At 72.2% G+C, this 21264-nt stretch carries 20 protein-coding genes; 10 read left to right on the top strand and 10 right to left on the bottom strand.

Annotation, left to right across the window (positions count from 1 at the left end):
- Window positions 1–5: 5 nt before the first annotated feature.
- On the bottom strand, window positions 6–908 hold the full coding sequence (locus IG08_RS0131825) for a universal stress protein (protein ID WP_030610322.1): 903 nt from the start codon (window positions 906–908) through the stop codon (window positions 6–8).
- Window positions 909–1072: 164 nt separating this feature from the next.
- Between IG08_RS0131825 and IG08_RS0131820 the strand changes: the two genes are divergently transcribed.
- Window positions 1073–1897, top strand: coding sequence for a universal stress protein (locus IG08_RS0131820; protein WP_030610319.1), 825 nt, complete (start codon window positions 1073–1075; stop codon window positions 1895–1897).
- Window positions 1898–2143: 246 nt separating this feature from the next.
- Here the strand turns inward: IG08_RS0131820 and IG08_RS0131815 are convergent, their stop codons facing one another.
- From IG08_RS0131815 to IG08_RS0131805, 3 genes are all read right to left on the bottom strand, one after another.
- Window positions 2144–2647, bottom strand: a complete 504-nt coding sequence (locus tag IG08_RS0131815) for a flavodoxin domain-containing protein (protein ID WP_030610315.1) — start codon at window positions 2645–2647, stop codon at window positions 2144–2146.
- 22 nt (window positions 2648–2669) lie between these two features.
- Window positions 2670–3401: a CBS domain-containing protein gene (locus tag IG08_RS0131810; RefSeq protein ID WP_030610312.1), complete on the bottom strand. Its 732-nt coding sequence runs from the start codon at window positions 3399–3401 to the stop codon at window positions 2670–2672.
- Between the two features lie 410 nt (window positions 3402–3811).
- Window positions 3812–6196 (bottom strand): phosphoketolase family protein, encoded by a 2385-nt coding sequence (locus IG08_RS0131805; protein WP_030610309.1) that lies wholly within the window; start codon window positions 6194–6196, stop codon window positions 3812–3814.
- Window positions 6197–6232: 36 nt separating this feature from the next.
- Between IG08_RS0131805 and ppk2 the strand changes: the two genes are divergently transcribed.
- Window positions 6233–7036 carry a polyphosphate kinase 2 gene (gene ppk2 / locus IG08_RS0131800; RefSeq protein ID WP_030610307.1) on the top strand — a complete coding sequence of 268 codons (804 nt, stop codon included), beginning with the start codon at window positions 6233–6235 and terminating at the stop codon, window positions 7034–7036.
- 14 nt (window positions 7037–7050) lie between these two features.
- On the opposite strand, the gene IG08_RS0131795 is transcribed toward ppk2, so the two are convergent.
- The 4 genes from IG08_RS0131795 to IG08_RS0131780 form a co-directional block, all read right to left on the bottom strand.
- The gene (locus IG08_RS0131795; RefSeq protein ID WP_030610305.1) at window positions 7051–7932 is read right to left on the bottom strand and encodes a universal stress protein; all 882 of its coding nucleotides are present in this window, start codon (window positions 7930–7932) and stop codon (window positions 7051–7053) included.
- Window positions 7933–7937: 5 nt separating this feature from the next.
- The gene (locus IG08_RS0131790; protein ID WP_030610303.1) at window positions 7938–8960 is read right to left on the bottom strand and encodes a zinc-dependent alcohol dehydrogenase; all 1023 of its coding nucleotides are present in this window, start codon (window positions 8958–8960) and stop codon (window positions 7938–7940) included.
- 25 nt (window positions 8961–8985) lie between these two features.
- Window positions 8986–9891, bottom strand: coding sequence for a universal stress protein (locus IG08_RS0131785; RefSeq protein ID WP_030610300.1), 906 nt, complete (start codon window positions 9889–9891; stop codon window positions 8986–8988).
- 109 nt (window positions 9892–10000) lie between these two features.
- Window positions 10001–10630, bottom strand: coding sequence for a DoxX family membrane protein (locus IG08_RS0131780; RefSeq protein WP_030610298.1), 630 nt, complete (start codon window positions 10628–10630; stop codon window positions 10001–10003).
- Window positions 10631–10796: 166 nt separating this feature from the next.
- Between IG08_RS0131780 and IG08_RS0131775 the strand changes: the two genes are divergently transcribed.
- A complete protein-coding gene (locus IG08_RS0131775; protein ID WP_030610296.1) occupies window positions 10797–12533 on the top strand; it encodes a SulP family inorganic anion transporter in 1737 nt (578 codons plus the stop codon).
- Here IG08_RS0131775 and IG08_RS0131770 read toward each other — a convergent pair.
- On the bottom strand, window positions 12530–13453 hold the full coding sequence (locus IG08_RS0131770) for an amino acid kinase family protein (RefSeq protein WP_030610294.1): 924 nt from the start codon (window positions 13451–13453) through the stop codon (window positions 12530–12532). The two genes, IG08_RS0131775 and IG08_RS0131770, sit on opposite strands and share 4 nt — an antisense overlap.
- Before the next feature lie 193 nt (window positions 13454–13646).
- Here IG08_RS0131770 and IG08_RS0131765 point away from each other — a divergent pair, with 193 nt between their 5' ends.
- From IG08_RS0131765 to IG08_RS0131755, 3 genes are all read left to right on the top strand, one after another.
- On the top strand, window positions 13647–14111 hold the full coding sequence (locus tag IG08_RS0131765) for a Crp/Fnr family transcriptional regulator (protein ID WP_030610292.1): 465 nt from the start codon (window positions 13647–13649) through the stop codon (window positions 14109–14111).
- Window positions 14112–14154: 43 nt separating this feature from the next.
- The gene (locus tag IG08_RS0131760) at window positions 14155–14802 is read left to right on the top strand and encodes a CBS domain-containing protein (RefSeq protein WP_030610291.1); all 648 of its coding nucleotides are present in this window, start codon (window positions 14155–14157) and stop codon (window positions 14800–14802) included.
- A gap of 122 nt (window positions 14803–14924) precedes the next feature.
- A complete protein-coding gene (locus IG08_RS0131755; RefSeq protein ID WP_030610289.1) occupies window positions 14925–15629 on the top strand; it encodes a response regulator in 705 nt (234 codons plus the stop codon).
- A gap of 6 nt (window positions 15630–15635) precedes the next feature.
- Here the strand turns inward: IG08_RS0131755 and IG08_RS0131750 are convergent, their stop codons facing one another.
- Complete coding sequence (locus IG08_RS0131750) at window positions 15636–17390, bottom strand: GAF domain-containing sensor histidine kinase (RefSeq protein WP_420823299.1); 1755 nt, start codon at window positions 17388–17390, stop codon at window positions 15636–15638.
- 397 nt (window positions 17391–17787) lie between these two features.
- On the opposite strand from IG08_RS0131750, the gene IG08_RS0131745 reads away from it, so the two are divergent.
- The 4 genes from IG08_RS0131745 to IG08_RS0131730 all read left to right on the top strand — a co-directional run bounded on the left by IG08_RS0131745 (window position 17788) and on the right by IG08_RS0131730 (window position 21256).
- The gene (locus IG08_RS0131745; protein ID WP_199820935.1) at window positions 17788–18252 is read left to right on the top strand and encodes a pyridoxamine 5'-phosphate oxidase family protein; all 465 of its coding nucleotides are present in this window, start codon (window positions 17788–17790) and stop codon (window positions 18250–18252) included.
- Window positions 18253–18397: 145 nt separating this feature from the next.
- Window positions 18398–18979, top strand: a complete 582-nt coding sequence (locus tag IG08_RS0131740; protein ID WP_030610281.1) for an Rv1733c family protein — start codon at window positions 18398–18400, stop codon at window positions 18977–18979.
- Window positions 18980–19052: 73 nt separating this feature from the next.
- Window positions 19053–19460: a CoA-binding protein gene (locus tag IG08_RS0131735; RefSeq protein ID WP_030610278.1), complete on the top strand. Its 408-nt coding sequence runs from the start codon at window positions 19053–19055 to the stop codon at window positions 19458–19460.
- A gap of 158 nt (window positions 19461–19618) precedes the next feature.
- Window positions 19619–21256, top strand: coding sequence for an APC family permease (locus IG08_RS0131730; protein ID WP_030610276.1), 1638 nt, complete (start codon window positions 19619–19621; stop codon window positions 21254–21256).
- The last annotated feature ends 8 nt before the right edge of the window (window positions 21257–21264 follow it).

Genomic DNA, 21264 nt, shown 5'->3' with positions numbered 1-21264 from the left:
GCCTCTCATGCGTGGGGGATGACGGCCACGGGGCAGCCGACGTGACGGATGGCGGCGTGGGCGACGGGTCCGGTGCGCGGGCCGGCCGGGCGTGCGGTCGTACGGCGGCCCACGACGAGCAGGCTCGCCCCGGTGGCGGCGCGCACCAGGGCGGACTGGGCGCGGCCCTCGGTCACGGTCTCGAGGACCTCTACGTCGGCGTACTTGTCGCGCCACACCTGCAGGACTGCGGTCAGGAAGCCGTGCCACTCCTCGGCCCGCCGCGGTCCGTCCACCAGGCCGATGTCCCCGGGGCCGAGCCCGACCGGGGACGGCTGCTGCCAGGCGTGGACGACCCTGAGGCGGGCGCCGCGCAGCCGGGCCGCCTCGAAGGCGAACTCGATCACCTCGTCGCAGGGGTCTCCGAGATCGAGGCCCAGGACGACGTCCCGGTAGCCGGTGCGGGTGGAGGCCGTACCGTCGGCGGCCGGGAGGTGCTCGTCCGCGGCCTCCTCTCCCGCCCGGACCAGGACGACCGGCCGGGCGGCCCGTGCCACCACGCCCAGGGCGACGGAGCCGACGAGGAACCCGGTGAAGCCGCTGAGGCCGCGTGAGCCCAGCACGAGCAGGTCGGCCTGCTCGGCCGCGCTCAGCAGGGCGGCGGTCGCGGGGCCCTCGACCTGCTCGTCGTCGAGACGGACGCCGGGGCAGGTGCGGCGGATGCGGTCCTGTGCCTGGTGCAGCACGCGCCGGGCCAGGTGCCGCTGGGAGGCGGTGGCGGGTTCGTCGTCCGCCTGACGGGGGTGCCAGTTCCAGGCGTGCACCAGACGCAGCGGCCGGTCCCGGCGCGCCGCCTCTCGGGCGGCCCACTCGGCGGCGGCGAGACTCTCGGCGGATCCGTCGACTCCGGCGATGACGGGTGGAAGCATGGCGCACACCTCCTGCGGTCGGTCTGCTCCTCGGTGCCAGCTTCGCCCTTCGGACTACCGGCGGGTATGGGCCGCCAGGGCTCCGATCCTGGTCCGTTCGGCCCCTGCGCGGGGCGGGGCCACACGGCCAGGGTGGAGGTCCCCGGCCCGGAAGGCGGCACACCATGGAACGAGTGATCATTGTCGGCGTAGACCGGTCGGCACGCAGCCGGGCAGCGGCCGACTGGGCCGCGCGCGAGGCGCTGCTGCGCGGACTGCCCCTGCGGGTGGTCCATGTGGCGCCACCGGGCGGCCCCAACCCCGTCGAGCAGTGGCCGTACCGACCGGAGACCGTGGCGGACCGGGTGGTCGCCGAGCTGACCGAACGGCATCCGGAGTTGACAGCCCTGAGCACGCACCTCACCGGAACTCCGGCAGCGGCTCTGGACACGATGGCCGAGGAGGCGGATCTCGTGGTCCTCGGTCTGCGCGGTGAGGGCGGCCACGCCGGGATCGCGCTCGGCTCGACCGCCTCGGCCCTGGCGACACGGTGCGCCCGGCCGGTGGTACTGGTGCCCGGCACGTTCGCCGACGAGGAACCGGCGGGCCGTGCCGACGGCGTGACCCTGGGGATCGATGCCCGCGACCCGGCGGGAGACGCCGTGGACCTCGCCTTCGAGGCGGCCCGGCTGCGCGGCGCGCGACTGCACGCGGTGCACGTCTGGACGCTTCCCGCGCGGGCGGCCCGGTGGCCATTCGCCGTTCCGGAGGAGGACCGCGCCGTCTGGGAGGACGACGAGGTGCAGCACCTGTCCGACGCACTGCGGCCGTGGCGCGGCAAGTACCCGGACGTCGACGTCCTGGAGGATGTCGTGCTGCTCCCCGCGGCCAAGGCCCTCGCCCACGCCGCCGGCAACTCCGGGCTGGTGGTCGTCGGCCGCCGCTCCGGCGGCACGGCTCTCGCCCTGCTGCGACACACCAGGTGCCCGGTCGCCGTCGTGCCGTCGTAGCCCCGGTCCGCCCGCTGCCACGACGCGGCCCGACCACCCCACATCTACCTGAGCACCCGCCACCCAAAGACCCCTGCGCGCCCGGTCTTCCCCAGCCCGGGCTCGCAGACGGTTGCGGCCCACTCCCGCTCAGGGGGGCCGCATCTGGATGGTCCCGGGGCCTGGCCTCGTCTCAGGCGCCGGGACCGTGGTGGTCAGGACATCTCCTTGTTCTCCGCCGTCGGCGGTGGGCGTTCTCGTTGCGTTTCAGGTCTTCTTCGCCGCCAGTTCCTTGGCGATCCGGGCCGCCCACTCCTCGATCAGGCCGAAGTCCCGGAAGTCGCCGCCCTTGTCGTCGCGCAGGATCATCCGGGCGACAAGGCCCTTGGCGCCCTCCTCCAGGCAGCCGCCGAAGGTGACGTGTCCGCGGGCGTCCAGGCGGGTCATGGCGCGTTTCAGACCGGGTACCGGCGGGATGTCCCGCTCGGCGGCAGAGGCGTCCAGCGGGCCGCTGCTGAACAGCCACAGCGGGCGGCCGGCGAGGTCCTTGCCGTGCCGGCGGAGGAACCGGCGGGCGTCCTTGTGCCAGCGTCCGGCGTACAGTGCGCCGCCGACCACGACGGCGTCGTACGGCGTGACGCGGGTGACGGCGGCGGCCGGCAGCGCCTCGCTGGTGAAACCCTCCTTGCGCAGCACCGCGGCGACGGCCTCGGCGATCCGCGCGGTCGATCCGTTCGTCGTCCCGTAGGCGACCAGCACGTTGACGGTCATGGCGGTCCGCCTCCTCTCCATTTCACAGCTTGCGCAGCCAGTCGTCGGTGACACCGTGCAGCGGCTGCTCGTCGGGCTGGAGGTGCGAGTCGTCCAGCCGGTAGGTGAGCTTGCCGACCACGGCGACGACACCGTCGATCTGACGGGTCATGGAGACGGCGATCTCCGTCTCGCTCTTGCGTTCCATGTGCCCGGAGAGCGTGACCACGCCCTCCACCACGGAGACGTCGATGCTGCGCGGCGGCAGCCACAGCGCCCGTATCAGCACCTCGTCGATGACCTCGCCCCGGATCTCCGCGTCGGGCCGCAGGAAGACCTGGAGCAGGTCGCGGCGGGTGACGATGCCGACGAGCCGGTGCTCCTCGTCGAGGACGGGCAGCCGTTCGATGTGGTGGCGCGCCATGGTGCGGGCGGCCTCGACGATGGTGTCGTCGGCATGCACCGTGACCGGCGGCTCGGACATCAACTGGCCTGCCGTACGGGCCTTGGCCTTGACGGCCCGCTTGCGGGCGTCGCGGCTCACCACGGCGAACCGGAAGCGCCTCTTCGGCTCCAACGGATCGGGCGTCTCGGCCTGCCGGATCATGAGGTCCGTCTCGGAGACGACCCCGATGACCTGGTCGTCCTCGTCGACCACCGGCAGTCCGCTGATGCGGTGCCCGCCCAGCAGCCGGGCCACTTCCTTGAACGGGGTGCCGTACTCGGCACGGACGACCTCCGTGGTCATCACGGAACCGACCTTGTTGTGCTTCATGGTTGTCCCTCCTCAGCGGAGTCGTCGCAGATACGAGTCCCGCGGCCTGCGGGGCAGCAGGCGCACACGCGCGTCGAGCACAGTGACTCGGCTCCGAGGCCGCCCGGTCGGCGGCCGTCACGGCCGAAGGTCGGCTCGCCGGCCCGCCGGTCAGGGCTGAGCGCGTCGTCCGTCATCGTGGAAACTCCTTCGAGTCTTCTCGTCACTTCGAGCGTCCAGCGGAACGGACGGCGGCCACAGGGGCTGTCCGGGCGGTCCGGGTGGGCCGGTCCGCCCTCAATGCCGGGTCAGGAAGCGCCCCCGAAGGGGCGCGGGGCTGCATCGATCAGCGACTCCGCCGCGTGGGCGCGACCAGCCACGCCGGCGCCGCAGACGACCGACGCCCCATCGCGGCACCCTCAGCGGAGCGCTCACGCGTTCCAGGCCCACTCCGCGATCTCCGGCAGATCGGTGCCGTGCTCACGGATCCAGGCGTGGTGGCGGGTCCGGGCGTCGGCCATCTCCTGCCGTACGGCGGCGGCGCGCACCGCGAGGCCCGGGACGCGGTCGATGACGTCCATGACCAGGCGGTAGCGGTCGAGGTCGTTGCGGACGACCATGTCGAACGGCGTGGTCGTGGTGCCCGACTCCTTGTAGCCGCGCACGTGCAGGTTCTTGTGGCCGGTGCGGCGGTAGGCGAGCCGGTGGATCAGCCACGGGTAGCCGTGGTAGGCGAAGATCACCGGCTTGTCGGTCGTGAACAGGCCGTCGTACTCGAAGTCGCCCATGCCGTGCGGGTGTTCCTCCCGCGGCAGGAGCCGCGTCATGTCGACGACGTTCACCACCCGCACCGCCAGATCAGGCAGGTGGAGGCGCAGCAGCTGGGCTGCGGCCAGGACCTCCTGGGTGGGTACGTCCCCGGCGCAGGCGAGCACCACGTCGGGTTCGCGGGAGCCGTCCTCGGTGCCCGCCCAGTCCCAGATGCCGGCGCCGCGGGCGCAGTGGGCGCGGGCCTGGTCCATGGACAGCCAGTCGAAGCAGGGCTGCTTGCCGGCCACGATCACATTGACGTAGTCGCGGCTGCGCAGCGCGTGATCCGCCACCGACAACAGCGTGTTGGCGTCCGGCGGCAGGTAGACGCGGACGACCTCGGGGCTCTTGTTGAGGACGTGGTCGACGAAACCGGGGTCCTGGTGGGAGAAGCCGTTGTGGTCCTGGCGCCACACGTGCGAGGTGAGCAGGTAGTTGAGGGAGGCGATCGGGGCGCGCCAGGCCAACTCCCTCGATGTCTTCAGCCACTTGATGTGCTGGTTGACCATCGAGTCGACGATGTGCACGAACGCCTCGTAGCAGGAGAACAGCCCGTGGCGGCCGGTCAGAAGATAGCCCTCCAGCCAGCCCTGGCAGGTGTGTTCGGAGAGGATCTCCAGCACCCGGCCGTGCCGTTCGAGGTGTTCGTCGCCCGGGAGCAGCTGGGCCTGCCAGGCCTTGCCGCTGGCGTTGAAGACGGCCTGGAGACGGTTGGAGGCGGTCTCGTCGGGGCCGACGACACGGAAGTCGCGACGGGCCGAGGTGTCGTGCATGACCTGTTCGAGGAGGTCTCCGAGGATCCGGGTGGGCTCGTGCAGGGTGGTGCCCGGCTTGTCGACGGGTACGGCGAAGCGGTCGAGGTCCGGGACGGGCAGATCCCGTACGAGGAGACCGCCGTTGGCGTGCGGGGTGGCGCCCAGGCGCCGCGCGCCCTCGGGGACGCAGGCGAGGACGTCCGCGACGGGCCGGCCGTCGGCGTCGAACAGCTCCTCCGGCCGGTACGACCGCAGCCAGGCCTCCAACTGCCGCAGGTGCTCCGGGTTTTCGCGCACCCCGGCGAGCGGGACCTGGTGGGCGCGCCAGGTGCCCTCGACGGGCACGCCGTCGACCTCCGCCGGTCCGGTCCAGCCCTTGGGCGTGCGCAGGACGATGACGGGCCAGTGCACGCGCTCGGCCACGCCGTCCTCGCGGGCCGAGCGTTGCAGCAGGTCGATGCGGGTCAGAGCGTCGTCGAAGGCCCGGGCCATCGCACGGTGGACGGCGGCCGGGTCGTCGCCGGTGACGTGGATCGGGTCGTGGCCGTAGCCGCGCAGCAGCGCGTCGAGTTCGGACTCGGGCAGGCGGGACAGCACGGACGGGTTGGCGATCTTGTAGCCGTTGAGGTGGAGGATGGGCAGGACGGCGCCGTCGTGTACCGGGTCGAGGAACTTGTTGGAGTGCCAGGAGGCGGCCAGCGGCCCGGTCTCCGCCTCACCGTCCCCGATCACGCAGGCGACCAGCAGGTCCGGGTTGTCGAAGGCGGCGCCGTACGCGTGCGAGAGGGAGTAACCCAGTTCGCCGCCCTCGTGGATCGACCCCGGCGTCTCCGGCGCCACATGGCTCGGGACACCGCCGGGGAAGGAGAACTGCCGGAACAGCCGCCCCATGCCGGCCGCGTCCCGGCCGACGTCCGGATACGTCTCGCCGTACGTTCCCTCCAGCCACGAGTTGGCCAGCACGGACGGGCCGCCGTGTCCGGGCCCCCACACGCACAGCGCGTCCAGGCCGCGCGCCCCGATGGCACGGTTGAGGTGGGTGTACACGAGGTTCAGGCCGGGCGAGGTGCCCCAGTGGCCGAGCAGCCGCGGCTTGATGTGCTCCGGCTTCAGGGGCTCGCGCAGCAGCGGGTTCGACATCAGGTAGATCTGCCCGGCGGTCAGATAGTTCGCGGCCCGCCAGTGGGCGTCCAGGGTGCGCAGCTCGTCGTCGGTCAGTACGGTGCTGTCCTGACGTTCGTCCTTCGGCATGAGTGACTCCACTGGTCATCGAGGGGAAGAGGCGGCATGGCCGGCAAGAAGGCGGCGCAGCTGCCGCGCAAGGCGTACGAGAAGGAACTGCTTCGTCTGCAGACGGAGTTGGTGAAGCTGCAGGAGTGGGTGCGTGCGCAGGGCGCCCGCCTCGTCGTCGTCTTCGAGGGGCGGGACGCGGCGGGCAAGGGCGGCACGATCAAGCGGGTCGCGGAACACCTCAACCCTCGCGTGGCCCGCACCGCGGCGCTGCCGAAGCCGACCGAGCGCGAGCTCACCCAGTGGTACTTCCAGCGGTACGTCGAGCATCTCCCGGCCGCCGGGGAGATCGTGCTGTTCGACCGCTCCTGGTACAACCGGGCCGGCGTCGAGCACGTGATGGGCTTCTGTACGAAGGAGGAGTACCAGCTCTTCCTGCGGCAGTGCCCGATCTTCGAGCGGATGCTGGTGGAGGACGGGATCCTGCTGCGCAAGTACTGGTTCTCGGTGAGCGACACGGAGCAGCAGGACCGCTTCCGGCGCCGGCTGGACGATCCCGTGCGGCGCTGGAAGCTGTCCCCGATGGACCTGGAGTCGATCACCCGCTGGGAGGCGTACTCCCGGGCGAAGGACGAGATGCTGGTGCACACCGACGTCTCCGAGGCGCCCTGGTTCGTCGTGGAGAGCGACGACAAGCGCCGGGCCCGGCTGAACATGATCGCCCACCTGCTGGAGTCCGTGCCGTACCACGAGGTGCCGCCGCCGGTGCTGGAGCTGCCGGAGCGGCCGCCGTCGACCGGCTACCAGCGCCCGCCGCGCGATCTGCAGACCTACGTCCCCGATCACGCGGCGAGCCTGTAAGCCGGTCACCGTTTTCACGCCTGCTGCGGTACGACGGCGACGGGGCAGGCGGAGTGGTGCAGCATCGCGTGGGCGACGCGGCCGAGCTGGAGCCCGAAGTGCCCGTTGCGGTGCCTGGCCCCGACGACCAGGAGGTCGGCGCGGTGCGAGAGGTCCACCAGCACCTGGCGGGCGTTCCCCTCGACGACCCTGCTGTGCAGCTCGACGTCCGACGGGGCGTCCCGCAGGGCCTCGGCGAGAGCCTCCTCGGCGTGCTTCTCGTGCAGCCGGGCGGGTTCGCCGGCCAGCAGAGGGTGGTCGGTGCTCTCGTGCGCGGGGCACCGCCAGGCCCGTACGGCCTCCAACGGCACCCCGCGCCGTCGCGCCTCGTCGAAGGCGAAGCGGACGGCCGCCGAGTCCTTGACATCGTCTCCGACGCCCAGGACCACCCGGCCGTGGACCGAGGGCGTCACCTGGTTGTCGTGGCTGCCGCGCAGCACGATCACCGGGCAGTGGGCATGGGCGGCGACGGTCAGACTGACGGAGCCGAGGAGCGCTTCGGCGAGACCGCCGCGGCCGCGGGTACCCACGACCACCGCGGCGGCCTTCCGCCCCTCGCGCACGAGGACGTACTCGGGCTCCTCGAACACCACCTCGGACGAGACCTCCAGGCCGGGCTGCCGGGCGCGGGCGCGCCGGGCGGCGCCGGTGGCTATCTCCTGAGGCAGCACCTGTGTGGACGGCTTGCCGATGTCCCGGGCGAGTGCGGCTCCCTCGTAGCGCTCCCACAGACAGGCGTACACCAGCCGCAGCGGCGCCCCGCGCAGGACGGCCTCGTCGGCCGCCCAGTCCACCGCGCGCAGACTCGGCTCGGAGCCGTCGACGCCCACGACCAGGGGCAGTTGAGCGGTCGTCATCTTCCTCACCTTCCCGTTCCCAGGTCGAAGACGATGCGGGCCTTGACCTGGCCGCGCAGGACGTCCTCGATGGACTCGTTGACCGTGGCCAGCGGGCGGGTCTCGCTGACGACCCTGGTGCGGCCGGCCGCGTGCAGCCGGAAGACCTCGGCGAGGTCCTGCCGGGTGCCCACGATCGAGCCGATCACCGAGGTGCCGTTCAGGACCGTGTCGAAGATCGGTACCTGCACCGTGCCGTGCGCGGGCAGCGCGACCATGACCAGTTTGCCGCCGCGCCGCAGGCCGGAGTTGACGGCGGCGAACGCGCTCTCGTTCACGGCGAGGGCGATCGCCGTGTGGGCGCCGCCGTACCGCTTGAGCACCTCGCCGACGTTCTCCTTGCGGGCGTCGATGACGAGGTCGGCGCCGAGTTCCGCGGCGAGTTCGAGCTTCTCGTCGGTGACGTCGATGGCCGCGACCTGTGCTCCGGCGATCTTGGCGTACTGCACGGCCAGGTGGCCGAGCCCGCCGACGCCGGAGATCGCCACGAGCTGGGTCGGCCGGACGCCCGCGACCTTGAGCGCCTTGTACGTGGTGACGCCGGCGCAGGTCAGCGGCGCGGCGTCGACGGCGGTGACGCCCCGCGGCACGGGTTGCGCGAAGTCGGCCCAGGCCAGCATCTTCTCGGCGTATCCGCCGTCGCAGCCGTACCCGGTGTTGATCTGCTCCTCGCACAGCGTCTCCCAGCCGGACAGGCAGTGCTCGCACCGCCCGCAGGCCTTGCCCAGCCACGGCACGGCGACGCGCTGGCCGATGCTCAGGTGGGTGACGCCGTCGCCGAGCTTCTCGACGAGGCCGACGCCCTCGTGGCCGGGCACGAACGGCGGGTTCGGCTTGACGGGCCAGTCGCCGTGCGCGGCGTGGATGTCGGTGTGGCACAGGCCGGAGGCCTCGACCCGGACGCGGACCTGGCCGGGGCCGGGCTCGGGGTCGGGGCGCTCCTCGATGACCAGGGGCTCGCCGAAGGCTCGTACGACCGCTGCCTTCATGGGTTCAACTCCTCAGTACTGGTTGTCAGTTGTGCGCGACGACCGCGACGGGGGCCGCGGCGTGGTGCAGGAGTGCGTGCGTGACGGGTCCGATGTGGGCGCCGAGCGGGCTGCGGCGGACGCGGCGGCCGACGACGACCAGGGAGGCCTCACGGGCGGCGTCCACCAGGCGGCCTGCCGGGCTGCCCGACCGGGACTCCTCGGTGACCTCGACGCCCGGGTACTTCTGGCGCCAGGGCCGCAGGGCCTCGGCCAGGGTCGCGGCCTGCTGCCGGGCGATCTCGTCGTGCAGCGTCAGGTCGGCGGAGAGGCCGTAGACGTAGTACGGCGGAAGGTTCCAGCCGTGCACCACGCGCAGGCCGGTCGCACGGCGGGCGGCCGCCTCGAAGGCGAACCCGATCACCGAGTCGTCGGCGCCGGCGGGGTCCAGGCCCAGGACGACGGGCCGGTACGGCGTGGCGGCCGACGGGATGCCCACGGGGTCGGCCTCGTGCTCGTCGGCGGCCTGCTCCCCGGCGCGGACCAGCACGACGGGCCGTTCGGCGTGCGCCACGACGGAGAGGCCGACGGAGCCGACCAGGAACCCGCCGAGCCCGCTCAGTCCGCGGGAACCGAGGACGAGCAGTTCCGCGTCCTCGGCCGCCTTGGTCAGGACCTCGGCCGCTCCGCCGGTCAGCTGTTCCACGCTCACCTCGACGCCGGGGTGACGCAGCCTGAGTCCCTCGGCGGCCTCGCGGGGAACGCGCTCGCTCCAGTGCTGCTGTGTCTCGGCGCCGAGCAGCGGGGCCTGGGCCATGGGGGCCGGGACGGGCTCCCACACGTGGACGATCTTCAACGGCAGGCCGCGCAGCTTCGCCTCGCGGGCCGCCCACTCGGCGGCGGCCCGGCTTTCGGGCGAGCCGTCGAGACCTGCGACAACAGTGCGGACCATGGTTCTGCCTCCTGATCGGGGATCTGTGTCCAGCGTGGGTGCGGGGTGGTCGCTGCGGCAGGGGCCGCTGGTCCCCGATCGGGACCGACCGGCCCAACGGCCCCTCGGTTCAGCGCAGCCAGGGGTGGCGGGTGACGAACGGAATGCGGGCCCACGCCCTGCCCAGCCCCCAGGTGGCGCCGGCGCCCACGACCGCGAGGGCGATCAGGACGACGGCGTAGACGACGTGGTACTCGGCGAACGGGTTGGTCGACATGCTCGGCGAGCCGTCCGACAGGTGCTTCGCGGGCGGCCACTCGGCGATCCACATCAGCGCCATCATGGCCGTGCCCGCCACCGCGGCGAGGCGCAGACCGATGCCCGCGACCAGCGCGAGGCCGACGCCGAGCAGACCGAGCATGAACAGCCAGTCCGCCCAGGCCGCCCCGGCCCAGTCGTGGAAGGTGGACTCCATCGGTCCGGCCGCGACGCCGCCGAGGAAGCCCTTGGTGGGCGAACCGCCGTCGATCCAGCCGTTGCCCGACGGGGTCGCGTAGCCGAAGCCGAAGGTCTTGTCGAGGAACGCCCACAGGAAGACGAACCCGGTGAGCAGCCGCAGCGAGGCGAACGCGTAGGCCGCGGCTGCGGTCGTGCCGGCGACGTCCTGAACGGCGCCGTCGGTGGCGGAGGCGGGCCGGTTCCTGCGGAACGACGGCAGGTGGAACCCGGAGCTCCGGTGCGGGTGCCCTTGCACGGCCATGGTCGTGGTCCCTTCAAGATGTGTTCGTTGGTGTCACCGCTCACCCTGGTGGCGCGGCCACGTCCGTCGCCGGATGCCGAAGGTCGGCACCCGTGGGGCTGAACGGCCCCTTCCTGGGGCCCGGTCGGGCCGTCGACCCTGGAAGGCAGCAGGCGAAAGGAAACCCATGTCCCACGGCTCGGGCCGGCACGTCCCGGGGTGGCGCCGGATGACGCCCGCCATGCGTCGCCTGGCACCCGGCATCCCCGTGCTCACCGGCTACCGCCGCGAGTGGCTGCGGGGCGACCTGCTCGCCGGCGTCACGGTGGCCGCGTATCTGGTCCCGCAGGTGATGGCGTACGCGGGCGTGGCCGGACTGCCGCCGGTCGCCGGGCTGTGGGCGATCCTGCCGGCGCTCGGCCTGTACGCCCTGCTGGGCTCGTCGCGTCTGCTGTCGGTGGGCCCCGAGTCGACGACCGCGCTGATGACGGCGACCGTGGTGGCCCCGCTCGCGGCCGCGGATCCGGACCGCTACGCCACGCTGGCGGCCACCCTCGCCGTGACGGTCGGCCTGCTCTGCCTGGCGGCCCGGCTGCTGCGCCTGGGCTTCGTCGCCGACCTGCTGTCCCGGCCGGTGCTGATCGGCTATCTGGCGGGCGTGGCCCTGATCATGATCGTGGACCAGCTCCCCAAGCTGACCGGCGTGGACACGACGGGCTCGGGCTTCTTCCCCCAACTATGGTCATTCGTACGGCACTTGGGCGAGGGGCACCCGGCGACGGTGCTGTTCTCCGCCGTCGTCGTCGCGCTCCTGTTCACGGTGGCGCGGCTGCCGCGTTCCGTGCCCGGTCCCCTGCTGGCGGTGGTTCTGGGCACCGCGGCCGTGGCCGTGTTCGACCTCGACGAGAGATACGGCATCAAGGTGATCGGTGAGGTCCCGGCGGGGCTGCCCGCCATTGCGGCGCCCGACCTCACCGAACTGCCGCACCTGGTGCTGCCCGCCCTGGGTGTCCTCCTCGTCGCCTACACGGACTTCATCCTCACCGCCCGGGCCTTCACCGGACGGGACGACGACGGCCGGGAGCTCGACGCCGACCAGGAGTTCCTGGCGCTGGGCGCCGCCAACCTCGGCGCCGGCTGGCTGCAGGGCTTCCCGGTCAGCAGCAGCGCCAGCCGCACCGCGCTCGCCTCCTCGGCGGGCGCCCGCAGCCAGGCGTACTCCCTGGTGGCGGGCGTGGTGGTGCTCGCCGTGCTGCTGTTCCTCAGCCCGCTGCTGACACGTATGCCGTCGGCGGTACTGGGCGCGCTCGTGGTGTACGCGGCCGCCCGCATGATGGATCTCGCAGGCTTCGGCAAGCTGGCCGCCTTCCGGCGGCGCGAGCTGCTGCTGGCCGTCGGGTGCCTGGTCGGCGTGCTCGCCCTGGACCTGCTGTACGGCGTACTGGTCGCCGTCGGCCTGTCCGTGGCCGAGCTGCTGAGCCGGGTGGCCCGTCCGCACGACGCCGTCGAGGGGCTGGTCCCCGGGGTGGCCGGTATGCACGACGTGGACGACTACCCGCAGGCCCGCATGATCCCCGGACTGCTCGTCTACCGCTACGACTCCCCGCTGTTCTTCGCCAACGCGCAGAACTTCCACCGCCGCGCCCTGGCCGCCGTCGACGAACAGACCGACCCGGTCCGCTGGTTCGTCCTCAACACCGAGGCGAACGTCGAGGTGGACATCACCGCCCTGGACGCCGTCGACGGCCTGCGCCGCGAACTGGCCCGGCGCGGGATCGTGTTCGCCCTGGCCCGGGTGAAGCAGGACCTGCTGGACGACCTGGAGGCGTACGGGCTCACGGAGTCCGTGGGCCGCGAGCTGATCTTCCCGACGCTGCCGACGGCGGTGGCGGCGTACCGGACGTGGTGCCGCAAGAACCCTTAGGCGATGGGCAGATCAGGCCGTACGAGCGTGCCGGAGCGGCCGTGCACGATCTCGTACGCCGCGTCCAGCGCCCCGATCGCGGCGAGTCCGCCGGTGTTCTCCACGAACCGGGCGGCGGCCTCGGCCTTGGGGCCCATCGAGTCGTCGGGGTAGTGGGCGTCACGGAGTTCGGCGGGCGTGACGTCGAGGACGGGCCGCCGGCCGGGGGTGCCGTAACCGGCGTAGATGTTCGGCACGTCGGTCAGGATGAGCAGGAAGTCGGCCTTGAGGTCCTCGGCGAGCCGGGCGGCGGCCAGGTCCTTGTCGACGACCGCCTCCACGCCGCACAGCGCGCCGGTGGTCCGGTCGGAGACGACGGGCACGCCCCCGCCGCCCGCGCAGACCACCACGGTCCCCATGTCCAGCAGCACCCGCACGGTGTCGGACTCCAGGATCCGCTCGGGCCCCGGCGCGGGGACCACACGCCGCCAGCCTTGGTCGTCCTCGGCCAACCGCCAGCCGTGCCGCACCGCCAGGAAGGAGGCTTGTCTCCCCGAGTAGACCGGCCCGACGGCCGTCGTGGGCCGCTCGAAGGCCGGGTCGTCGGCCCGGACCTGCGTGTGCGTGATCACCGAGACGACCCTGCGCCGGGGCAGCACGTTCCGCAGGGTGCGCACCAGGAGGGTGCCGATCAGCCCCTGGCTCCGGGCGCCGAGCAGGTCCAGCGGCCAAGGGGCGCCGAGCGTCGCCTCGGCCGCGGTCTCACCGTCGGGCAGGCCGAGCGGGGCGTCGTTGCCGTGCGTGACGACGAGGTCGTGCTCGTGGGCGAGGGCCGCGATCGCGGTGGCGACGCGGACGATGCCGGCCCGCCGGACGTCCGCGTCGGGGCGTTCACCCCTGCGCAGCAGGGCGTTGCCGCCGAGACAGACGACGATACGCATGGCTCGGTCCCTCTCTGCCCGGCGGATCTCATGCCCCCATCGAACGGCGCGCCACCCCGGCGGCGCAGGGTGCTGAAGGGCTCCGCCGGGGCGCCGGGTGGCCCGTTCCCGGGGCCGGGTGGCCCATGGCCCTGCCGGTGCCGTTCGTACACGCTGGAGGTGGTCACTCCGTACGCCTTACTGGAGGCACGCCATGAACGCTCCCGCCACGACGAGCATGCCGCGGGCGCTCCCGGCCGAGCACCGGGAACGACTCATGCAGATCGCCCGTGAGGTCTCGTTCCCCGAAGGCACCCGGCTCTTCGAGGAAGGCGCACGCGCCGACCGGTTCTGGATCATCCGCACCGGCACGGTCTGCCTCGACCTGCACGTGCCCGGCCGCCGGGCGGCCGTCATCGATTCCCTCGGCCACAACGAACTCATCGGCTGGTCCTGGCTGTTCGCCCCCTACGTCTGGCATCTCGGTGCCGAGACGGCCTCGCCGCTGCGGGCCTACGAGTTCGACGCCACGGCCGTCCGCGCGCTGTGCCAGGAGGACCCCGAGTTCGGGCGGAACGTCGCCCGGTGGGTGGGCGAGGTGGTCGCCCACCGGCTGCAGGCGTCCCGTACCCGGCTGCTGGACCTGTACGCCCCCTACGGCAGCGGTGGCCCGCACTGACCGCGTCCCCGCGCCGAAGCGACCGAGGAGTTGAGGAGTCACCATGCCCGGATCCCCGCACATCGTGAGTGACGTGATGACCCGCGCCGTCGCCGCCGTCGGCCGCGACGCCGCCTTCAAGGACATCGTGCGGACCATGCAGGACCGGAAGGTCAGCGCCCTGCCCGTGGTGGACGGCGCGGGCCGGGTCGTCGGGGTCGTCTCCGAGGCGGATCTGCTGCCCAAGGAGGAGTTCCGCGACAGCGACCCCGACCGGTACACCCAACTGCGCCGGCTCTCCGACCTCGCGAAGGCCGGTTCGGTCACCGCCGGCGAACTGATGACCGCCCCCGCCCTCACCGCCCGTCCCGACGAGACGCTCGCCCAGGCCGCCCGGACGATGGCGCGGGCCAGGGTCAAGCGCCTGCCCGTCGTCGACGGGACGGGCCGTCTGGAGGGTGTCGTCAGCCGCGCCGACCTGCTCAAGGTGTTCCTGCGGGACGACGAGGAGATCGCCGAGGAGGTACGGCGGGAGGTCGTGGCGTACCTCTTCCCGGCACCGGCGTCCGCGGTACGGGTCGAGGTCGGGGACGGGGTCGTACGGCTGGGCGGCCGGGTCCGGGACACGTCCCTGGTGCCGGTGGCGGCGCGGCTGGTGCGGGCGGTCGAAGGCGTCGTGGACGTGGAGTTCGATCTCGACGGACGGAAGTAGGCCGTGCTCACCACGGGCACGACTTGGGCCGGTCGGCCCTGGTGCGCCGGGTCCGGGTGCGTGACGATCGTCCTTACAGGCGGCCCGCAGTCCGTCTCACACCCGGGGAACGAGGGGTCGACATGACCGAGGCACGCACCTTCACCGAGCAGGACCCGATCCGCGTCTTCCTGCTGGACGACCACGAGGTCGTGCGACGCGGCGTGTCCGACCTGCTGGACTCCGAGCCCGACATCTCCGTCGTCGGCGACGCCGAGAACTGCGCGCACGCGCTGGTCCGCGCCCCCGCGGTACGTCCGCACGTGGCCGTCCTCGACGTACGCCTCCCGGACGGCGACGGCATCACGGTCTGCCGCGAGCTGCGCGACCGTATGCCGGAGCTGGCGGTGCTGATGCTGACGTCGTTCGACGAGGAGGACGCCCTGCTGGACGCGATCATGGCCGGGGCCTCGGGCTATGTGCTCAAGCAGATCAAGGGGTCGGACCTGGTCTCGGCGGTGCGTACGGTCGCCTCGGGCCAGTCGATGCTCGACCCCGCGACGACGGCCCGCCTGATGCGCTCGCTGCGCGCCGAGCCCGCGCAGGCCCCGGCCGAGGCGCCCGAGCTGGCGGGGCTGTCCCCGCGCGAACGGGAGATCCTCGCGCTGATCGGGGACGGTCTCACCAACCGCGAGATCGGCAAGAAGCTCTACCTGTCGGAGAAGACGGTCAAGAACCACATCTCCCGGCTGCTGGCCAAGCTGGGCGTCCAACGGCGTGTGCAGGCCGCCGTACTCGCCACGCATCTGGAGCAGCCCGAGCCGTCCGGCGACCGTCCCGCGCGCTGACGTCTCCTACTGCTTCGCCCCCGGTACCGGCACCCGCCACAGCAGCGTGCTGCCACCGCCCTCCGGAGTGGTCAGCCGGAGCTCGCCGCCCAACTGCCGGGCCCGCTCGGCCATGTTGTGCAGGCCGCTGCGACGCCCCTCGGGCGGGATTCCCACGCCGTTGTCGGACACCGTCAGCCGCACCTCGCGGCCGTCGGTCTCCAGCGCCACCTCGGCGCGGTCGGCGCGGGCGTGCCGGGCGATGTTGGTCAGGCCCTCGGAGAGCACGGCCACCACGTGGTCGGCGATCTCCCGGGGCACGTCGGTGTCCACCAGGCCCTCCATGCGCAGGCTGGGCGCGAAGCCCAGCACGGGCGCCGCCTCGCCTGCCGCCCGTACGACCCTGGCCCGCAGTCCGGACCCGGGGAGGCCGTCGTGCGACCGCAGGCCGAAGATGGTCGACCGGATGATCTTGATGGTCTCGTCCAGGTCGTCCACCGCCCGCGCCACGCGCTCCGAGGCCTCCCGGTGCTCGATGAAGCGACCCGCGCTCTGCAGGGTCATGCCGGTCGCGAACAGCCGCTGGATGGCCAGGTCGTGCAGGTCCCGGGCGATGCGGTCGCGGTCCTCGAGCACCGCGATCTGCTCGGCGTCCTGGCGGCGCTCGGCCAGCCCCAACGCGATCGCGGCCTGCGCGGCGAAGCCCCGCAGCGGCTCGGTCTCCTTCTCGGAGAACACCATGTGGCCCGCCTCGCGCACCAGGAGCAGGACGCCTCGCACACCGTCGCCCGTCCCGATGGGCACGGCCACCGCCGCCCCCAGCCCCTTCAAGCGCTGCGACACCCTCTCGTCCCGGCCGACGTCCCGGCTGGTGACGGGCGCGGCAGTGGAGAAGGCCAGACCGATGAGGCTGTCGTCCACGGGGAGGACGACCCCGCGGTGCGCCTCGGCGCCCTCCCCGATGGCCAGTTCCACCCGCAGCGAGTCGGTGTCCTCGAGGGGCATGGCGACCACGGCGAGGGCCGCTCCGGTGATCTCCCTGGCCCGTTCGGCGATCAGGCCCAGGGCCTCGCCGCGCTCGCTGCCGGACATCAGGCTGTGGGTGATCTCCGCGGTGGCGCTCAGCCAGCGTTCCCGAAGCCGGGACTCCTCGTACAGGCGGGCGTTGTCGATCGCGACGCCGGCCGCGACGGCCAGCGTCGACAGAACCGACTCGTCCTCCTCGTCGAACTGCGCCCCGCCGGCCTTCTCGGTCAGGTACAGATTGCCGAAGACCTGGTCGCGCACCCGGATCGGGACGCCGAGGAAGGTGTTCATCGGCGGGTGGCGGGGCGGGAAGCCGTACGAGGAGGGGTGGTCGGAGATCTTGGCCAGCCGCAGCGGTTGGGGGTTGGTGATCAGCTCGCCGAGGATGCCGTGGCCCTCCGGGTAAGGGCCGATCCGGGCGATCTCCTCCTCGGTGACCCCGATCGTGTGGAAGGCGGACAGCCGCTTGCCGTCCGCTCCGATCACTCCGAGGGCGGCGTACTGCGCGTCGACCAGCACCGCTGCGGCCTCCACGATGCTGTGCAGCGCCTGCTCGAGGTCGAGCTCCCGGCCGACCGAGAGCACCGCCTCCAGGAGGCTGTGCACCCGGTCACGTGTGCCGCGGGCCGCGTCCAGGCGGGCCTGCAACTCCTCCAGCAGCTCGTCCAGCTTCAGCTGCGGCAGCCGTACGCGGGCCTGACCGGCCTGCTCCTGGCTTCCCACCGGTGATCCTCCACGTCCCGAAGACACGCACATGGCCGACCGTGCCGGTCACGTGCAACGGTATCGGCCCACGGCGGGAGGCGGTACGGGATCAGGGGCAGATACCCCGGGTCAGCCGCGCGGGGGCCGGGCCGCGACGTGCTCGGTGAGATCGAGGAACCGTTTCCGCCGGGGACATCCGCGTTCCCGGCACCGCGGCGTACGCGTGAGGGAGATCCCGGGGCAGAGGTGACAGCCGGCCCGGCACGCCCCCACCGACCATGACACGGGCCGTCCGGTCACCGGCGAGGGCCGAAGGGCCCTAGCGGCGCGGGCCCCGCCGCGGTTCGAATGATTTGATCGAACAAAGGCACGCCGAGCCGCGCGACACGCCCGGTGAGCCGGTCGGAGACACGCAGCCGTGAGAGACGAACACGTACGGAAGCCCGCCATGGCCCTCGACAACGGCCGGCCGGTCGCCACAGGACCGCGCCGGAGCATCGACCTCGACGCCGCCGAAGCGCTACGGCTCCTGGGCAGCGTGTCCTTCGGACGGATCGTCTTCACCCAGCACGCACTGCCGACGATCCGCCCGGTCAACCACGTCCTGGACGACGGCGACATCGTCATCCGCACCCACGAGGGCGCGGCCCTGACCTCACGGACCCGGCAGGCCGGCGCGCCGGGCGTCGTCGTGGCGTACGAGGCGGACGCCATCGACCCGGACACACACCTCGGCTGGAGCGTGGTGGTCACCGGTTACGCCCATCTGGTGACCGACCCCCGCGACCTGGCCCGCTACCAGGAACTGCTGCATCCGTGGGTGGGACGGTCCATGGACTACGCGGTCCGCATCCGCCCCGACCTGGTCGCCGGAGTCCGGCTCGTCCCCGTCGACCACCCCGACGAGCCCTGACCTAGCCGATCGGGGCCGAACATCCCGACCTCTTGCGCGAGTCGGTCCCGGTCGGCCCCTCGATTCCGTCTGATCGGCCCATGCCGCGGCAACACTGCGGCTGGCACCTTCAGGAGTGCCGGCGAAGGCGAGGAGGTGCGGACCGATGGACGGCGGGACTCGCGCGAAGAAGCGGCTGTGGCGTTGGCGCAGCAACGCGTTGCGGCGGCGCGACGACATCGTCGAGGCATGGATCGTGCTGGCGGTCTGGGTGGTCGTCGCGGTGGGCGGCGCCCTGGCCGGACTGGTGACGGCCCACGCCGCCGACGACGCGTTCGCCCGGCAACGCGCCGAACGGCACTCCGTGCGCGCCGAACTCCTCACCGACGTCCCGGCCTCCGCCACCTCGGCCGGCACGACGAGCCGGCACGCCCTGGCGAAGATCCGCTGGACAACCCCCGACGGCGACACGCGCACGGACAAGACCCTCGTCGGCACGGATCAGAAGGCCGGCGCCGAGGTCGTGGTCTGGCTGGACGGCCGGGGCGATCTGGCCACCGAGCCGCCAAGCCCCACGGAGGCGGCCGTCGAGGCGGGCGTCCTGGGCACGGCCGCCGCACTAGGCCTCGCCGGCACGGCGTTCGGCGCCGGCGCCCTGGCCCGGTGGCGACTCGACCGGCGGCGCATCGACCAGTGGGGCAGGGAGTGGGACCTGGTCGGACCGCGGTGGGGCCACAAGACCGGCTGATCCCTCGGGGAATCCCCGCGTCGGGCCCGCCGTTGTCAGGAACGGCGACGCACGAATCCCGAGGAGGCCGAACGTGTACGGCGACCCAGCAACGATCCGCAAGATCCTCACCGAGCTCGGCGACACCTGGGCGATCGTGGGCCTGTCCTCGAACCAGCGACGTGCGGCCTATGGCGTCGCCGACGTGCTCCAGCGCTACGGCAAGCGCATCGTGCCCGTGCACCCGAAGGCCGAGACCGTGCACGGAGAGAAGGGCTACCCCTCCCTGGAAGCGATCCCCTTCGAAGTCGACGTCGTCGATGTGTTCGTCAACAGCGACCTCGCCGGCCCCGTCGCCGACGAAGCCGCCGCCATCGGCGCCAAGGCCGTCTGGTACCAGCTCGGCGTCATCGACGAGGCCGCGTACACCCGCACTCGCGCGGCCGGCCTCGACATGGTCATGGACCGCTGCCCGGCCATCGAGATACCCCGGCTGGGCTGAGGTTTCCGGCACCCCCTGAATTCCTGAAGTATTCGCCAGGAATTCCCCGTAGGCGAGTCAAAAATCCGCTTGCCATCTTCAATGGAATGGCAGTTCATTCCTAATCTGGAGCCTCTTCCACTTCAAATGTAAGCATTTTGTGAGAGGCCCCTTAATTTATGGTAAGCGTCGATGCAATACCGGAGACAAAAGGGGACCCGGGCGGCGGCCTGCGGCGGGATGTCGGACTGATCGGGCTCATGTGGGCCTCGGTCGGATCCATCATCGGCTCCGGCTGGCTCTACGGCGCCCAGGAAGCGGTCGTCGTGGCCGGTCCCGCGGCGATCATCTCGTGGGTGATCGGCGCGGTGGCGATCGTTCTGCTGGCGCTGGTGCACGCGGAACTCGGTGGCATGTTCCCGGTGGCGGGCGGTACCGCGCGTTATCCGCACTACGCGTTCGGCGGTCTGGCCGGAATGTCCTTCGGCTGGTTCTCCTGGCTGCAGGCGGCGACCGTCGCGCCCATCGAGGTCGAGGCCATGATCGGCTACGCCGGCCACTGGTCCTGGGCGCAGGGCTTCCAGCACGCGGACAAGACGCTGACGACCAGCGGCTTCCTCGTCGCCGTGGTCCTCATGGCCGTTTTCGTGGTCGTCAACTTCCTCGGCGTACGGGCACTCGCCCACACCAACAGCGCGGCCACCTGGTGGAAGATCGCCGTACCGCTGGCCGCCATCTTCGTCATCGCCGTCGGCAACTTCCACCCGGGCAACTTCACTTCGGAGAGCTTCGCGCCGTTCGGCGCCAAGGGCGTGCTCAGCGCCATCAGCGGCAGCGGCATCATCTTCGCCCTGCTGGGCTTCGAGCAGGCGATCCAGCTGGCGGGCGAGAGCCGCAACCCGAAGCGGGACCTGCCGCGGGCGACCCTCGGCTCGGTCGCGATCGGCGCGGTCATCTACGTCCTGCTCCAGGTCGTGTTCATCGCCGCGCTGCCGCACAGCACCTTCGCGCACGGCTGGGCCCACCTCGACTACCCCGGGATCAGCGGACCCTGGGCGGGCCTGGCGACCCTGGTCGGTCTGGGCTGGCTGAGCGTGGTGCTGTACCTGGACGCGGTGATCTCCCCCGGCGGCACCGGCCTGATCTACACCACCGCGACCTCCCGGGTCTCCTACGGGCTGGCCAAGAACGGGTACGCGCCGAAGATCTTCGCCGGCACCGACAAGCGGGGCGTGCCCTGGTTCGGGCTGACCATCTCCTTCGTGACCGGCGTGGTCTGCTTCCTGCCCTTCCCGAGCTGGCAGCAACTGGTCGGCTTCATCACCTCGGCGAGCGTCCTGATGTACGCGGGCGCGCCGCTGGCGTACGGCGTCTTCGCGGACCGGCTACCGCACCACCAGCGCCCGTACCGGCTGCCCGCCGGCAAGGCGCTCGCCCCGCTGTCGTTCGTGGTGGCCAACCTCATCATCTACTGGGCGGGTTGGGACACCCTGTGGCGCCTCGGCATCGCGATCGTCCTCGGCTACGTCCTCCTCGGCGGATACGCCTGGTACGCCACCGCCACCGGTCAACCGGACGCGCCCCGGATGGACTTCAGGGCCGCCCAGTGGCTGCCGGTCTACCTGCTGGGGATGGGCGTCATCTCCGCGGAGGGCGGCTTCGGCGGCGCGGGCCACATCGGCCTGTGGTGGGACATCCTGGTCATCACGGTGTTCTCGCTGGGCATCTACTACTGGGCACGGACGTCCGCCTCCGGCACCGAGGAGATCGAGCGGAGCATCGACGACGTCATCGTCACCGACGCCCCGGCGCACTGAGGCGGACC

The sequence above is a fragment of the Streptomyces fulvoviolaceus genome, assembly GCF_000718165.1.
Classification (GTDB): domain Bacteria; phylum Actinomycetota; class Actinomycetes; order Streptomycetales; family Streptomycetaceae; genus Streptomyces; species Streptomyces fulvoviolaceus.
This window is presented reverse-complemented; position numbering and strand designations above follow the sequence as displayed.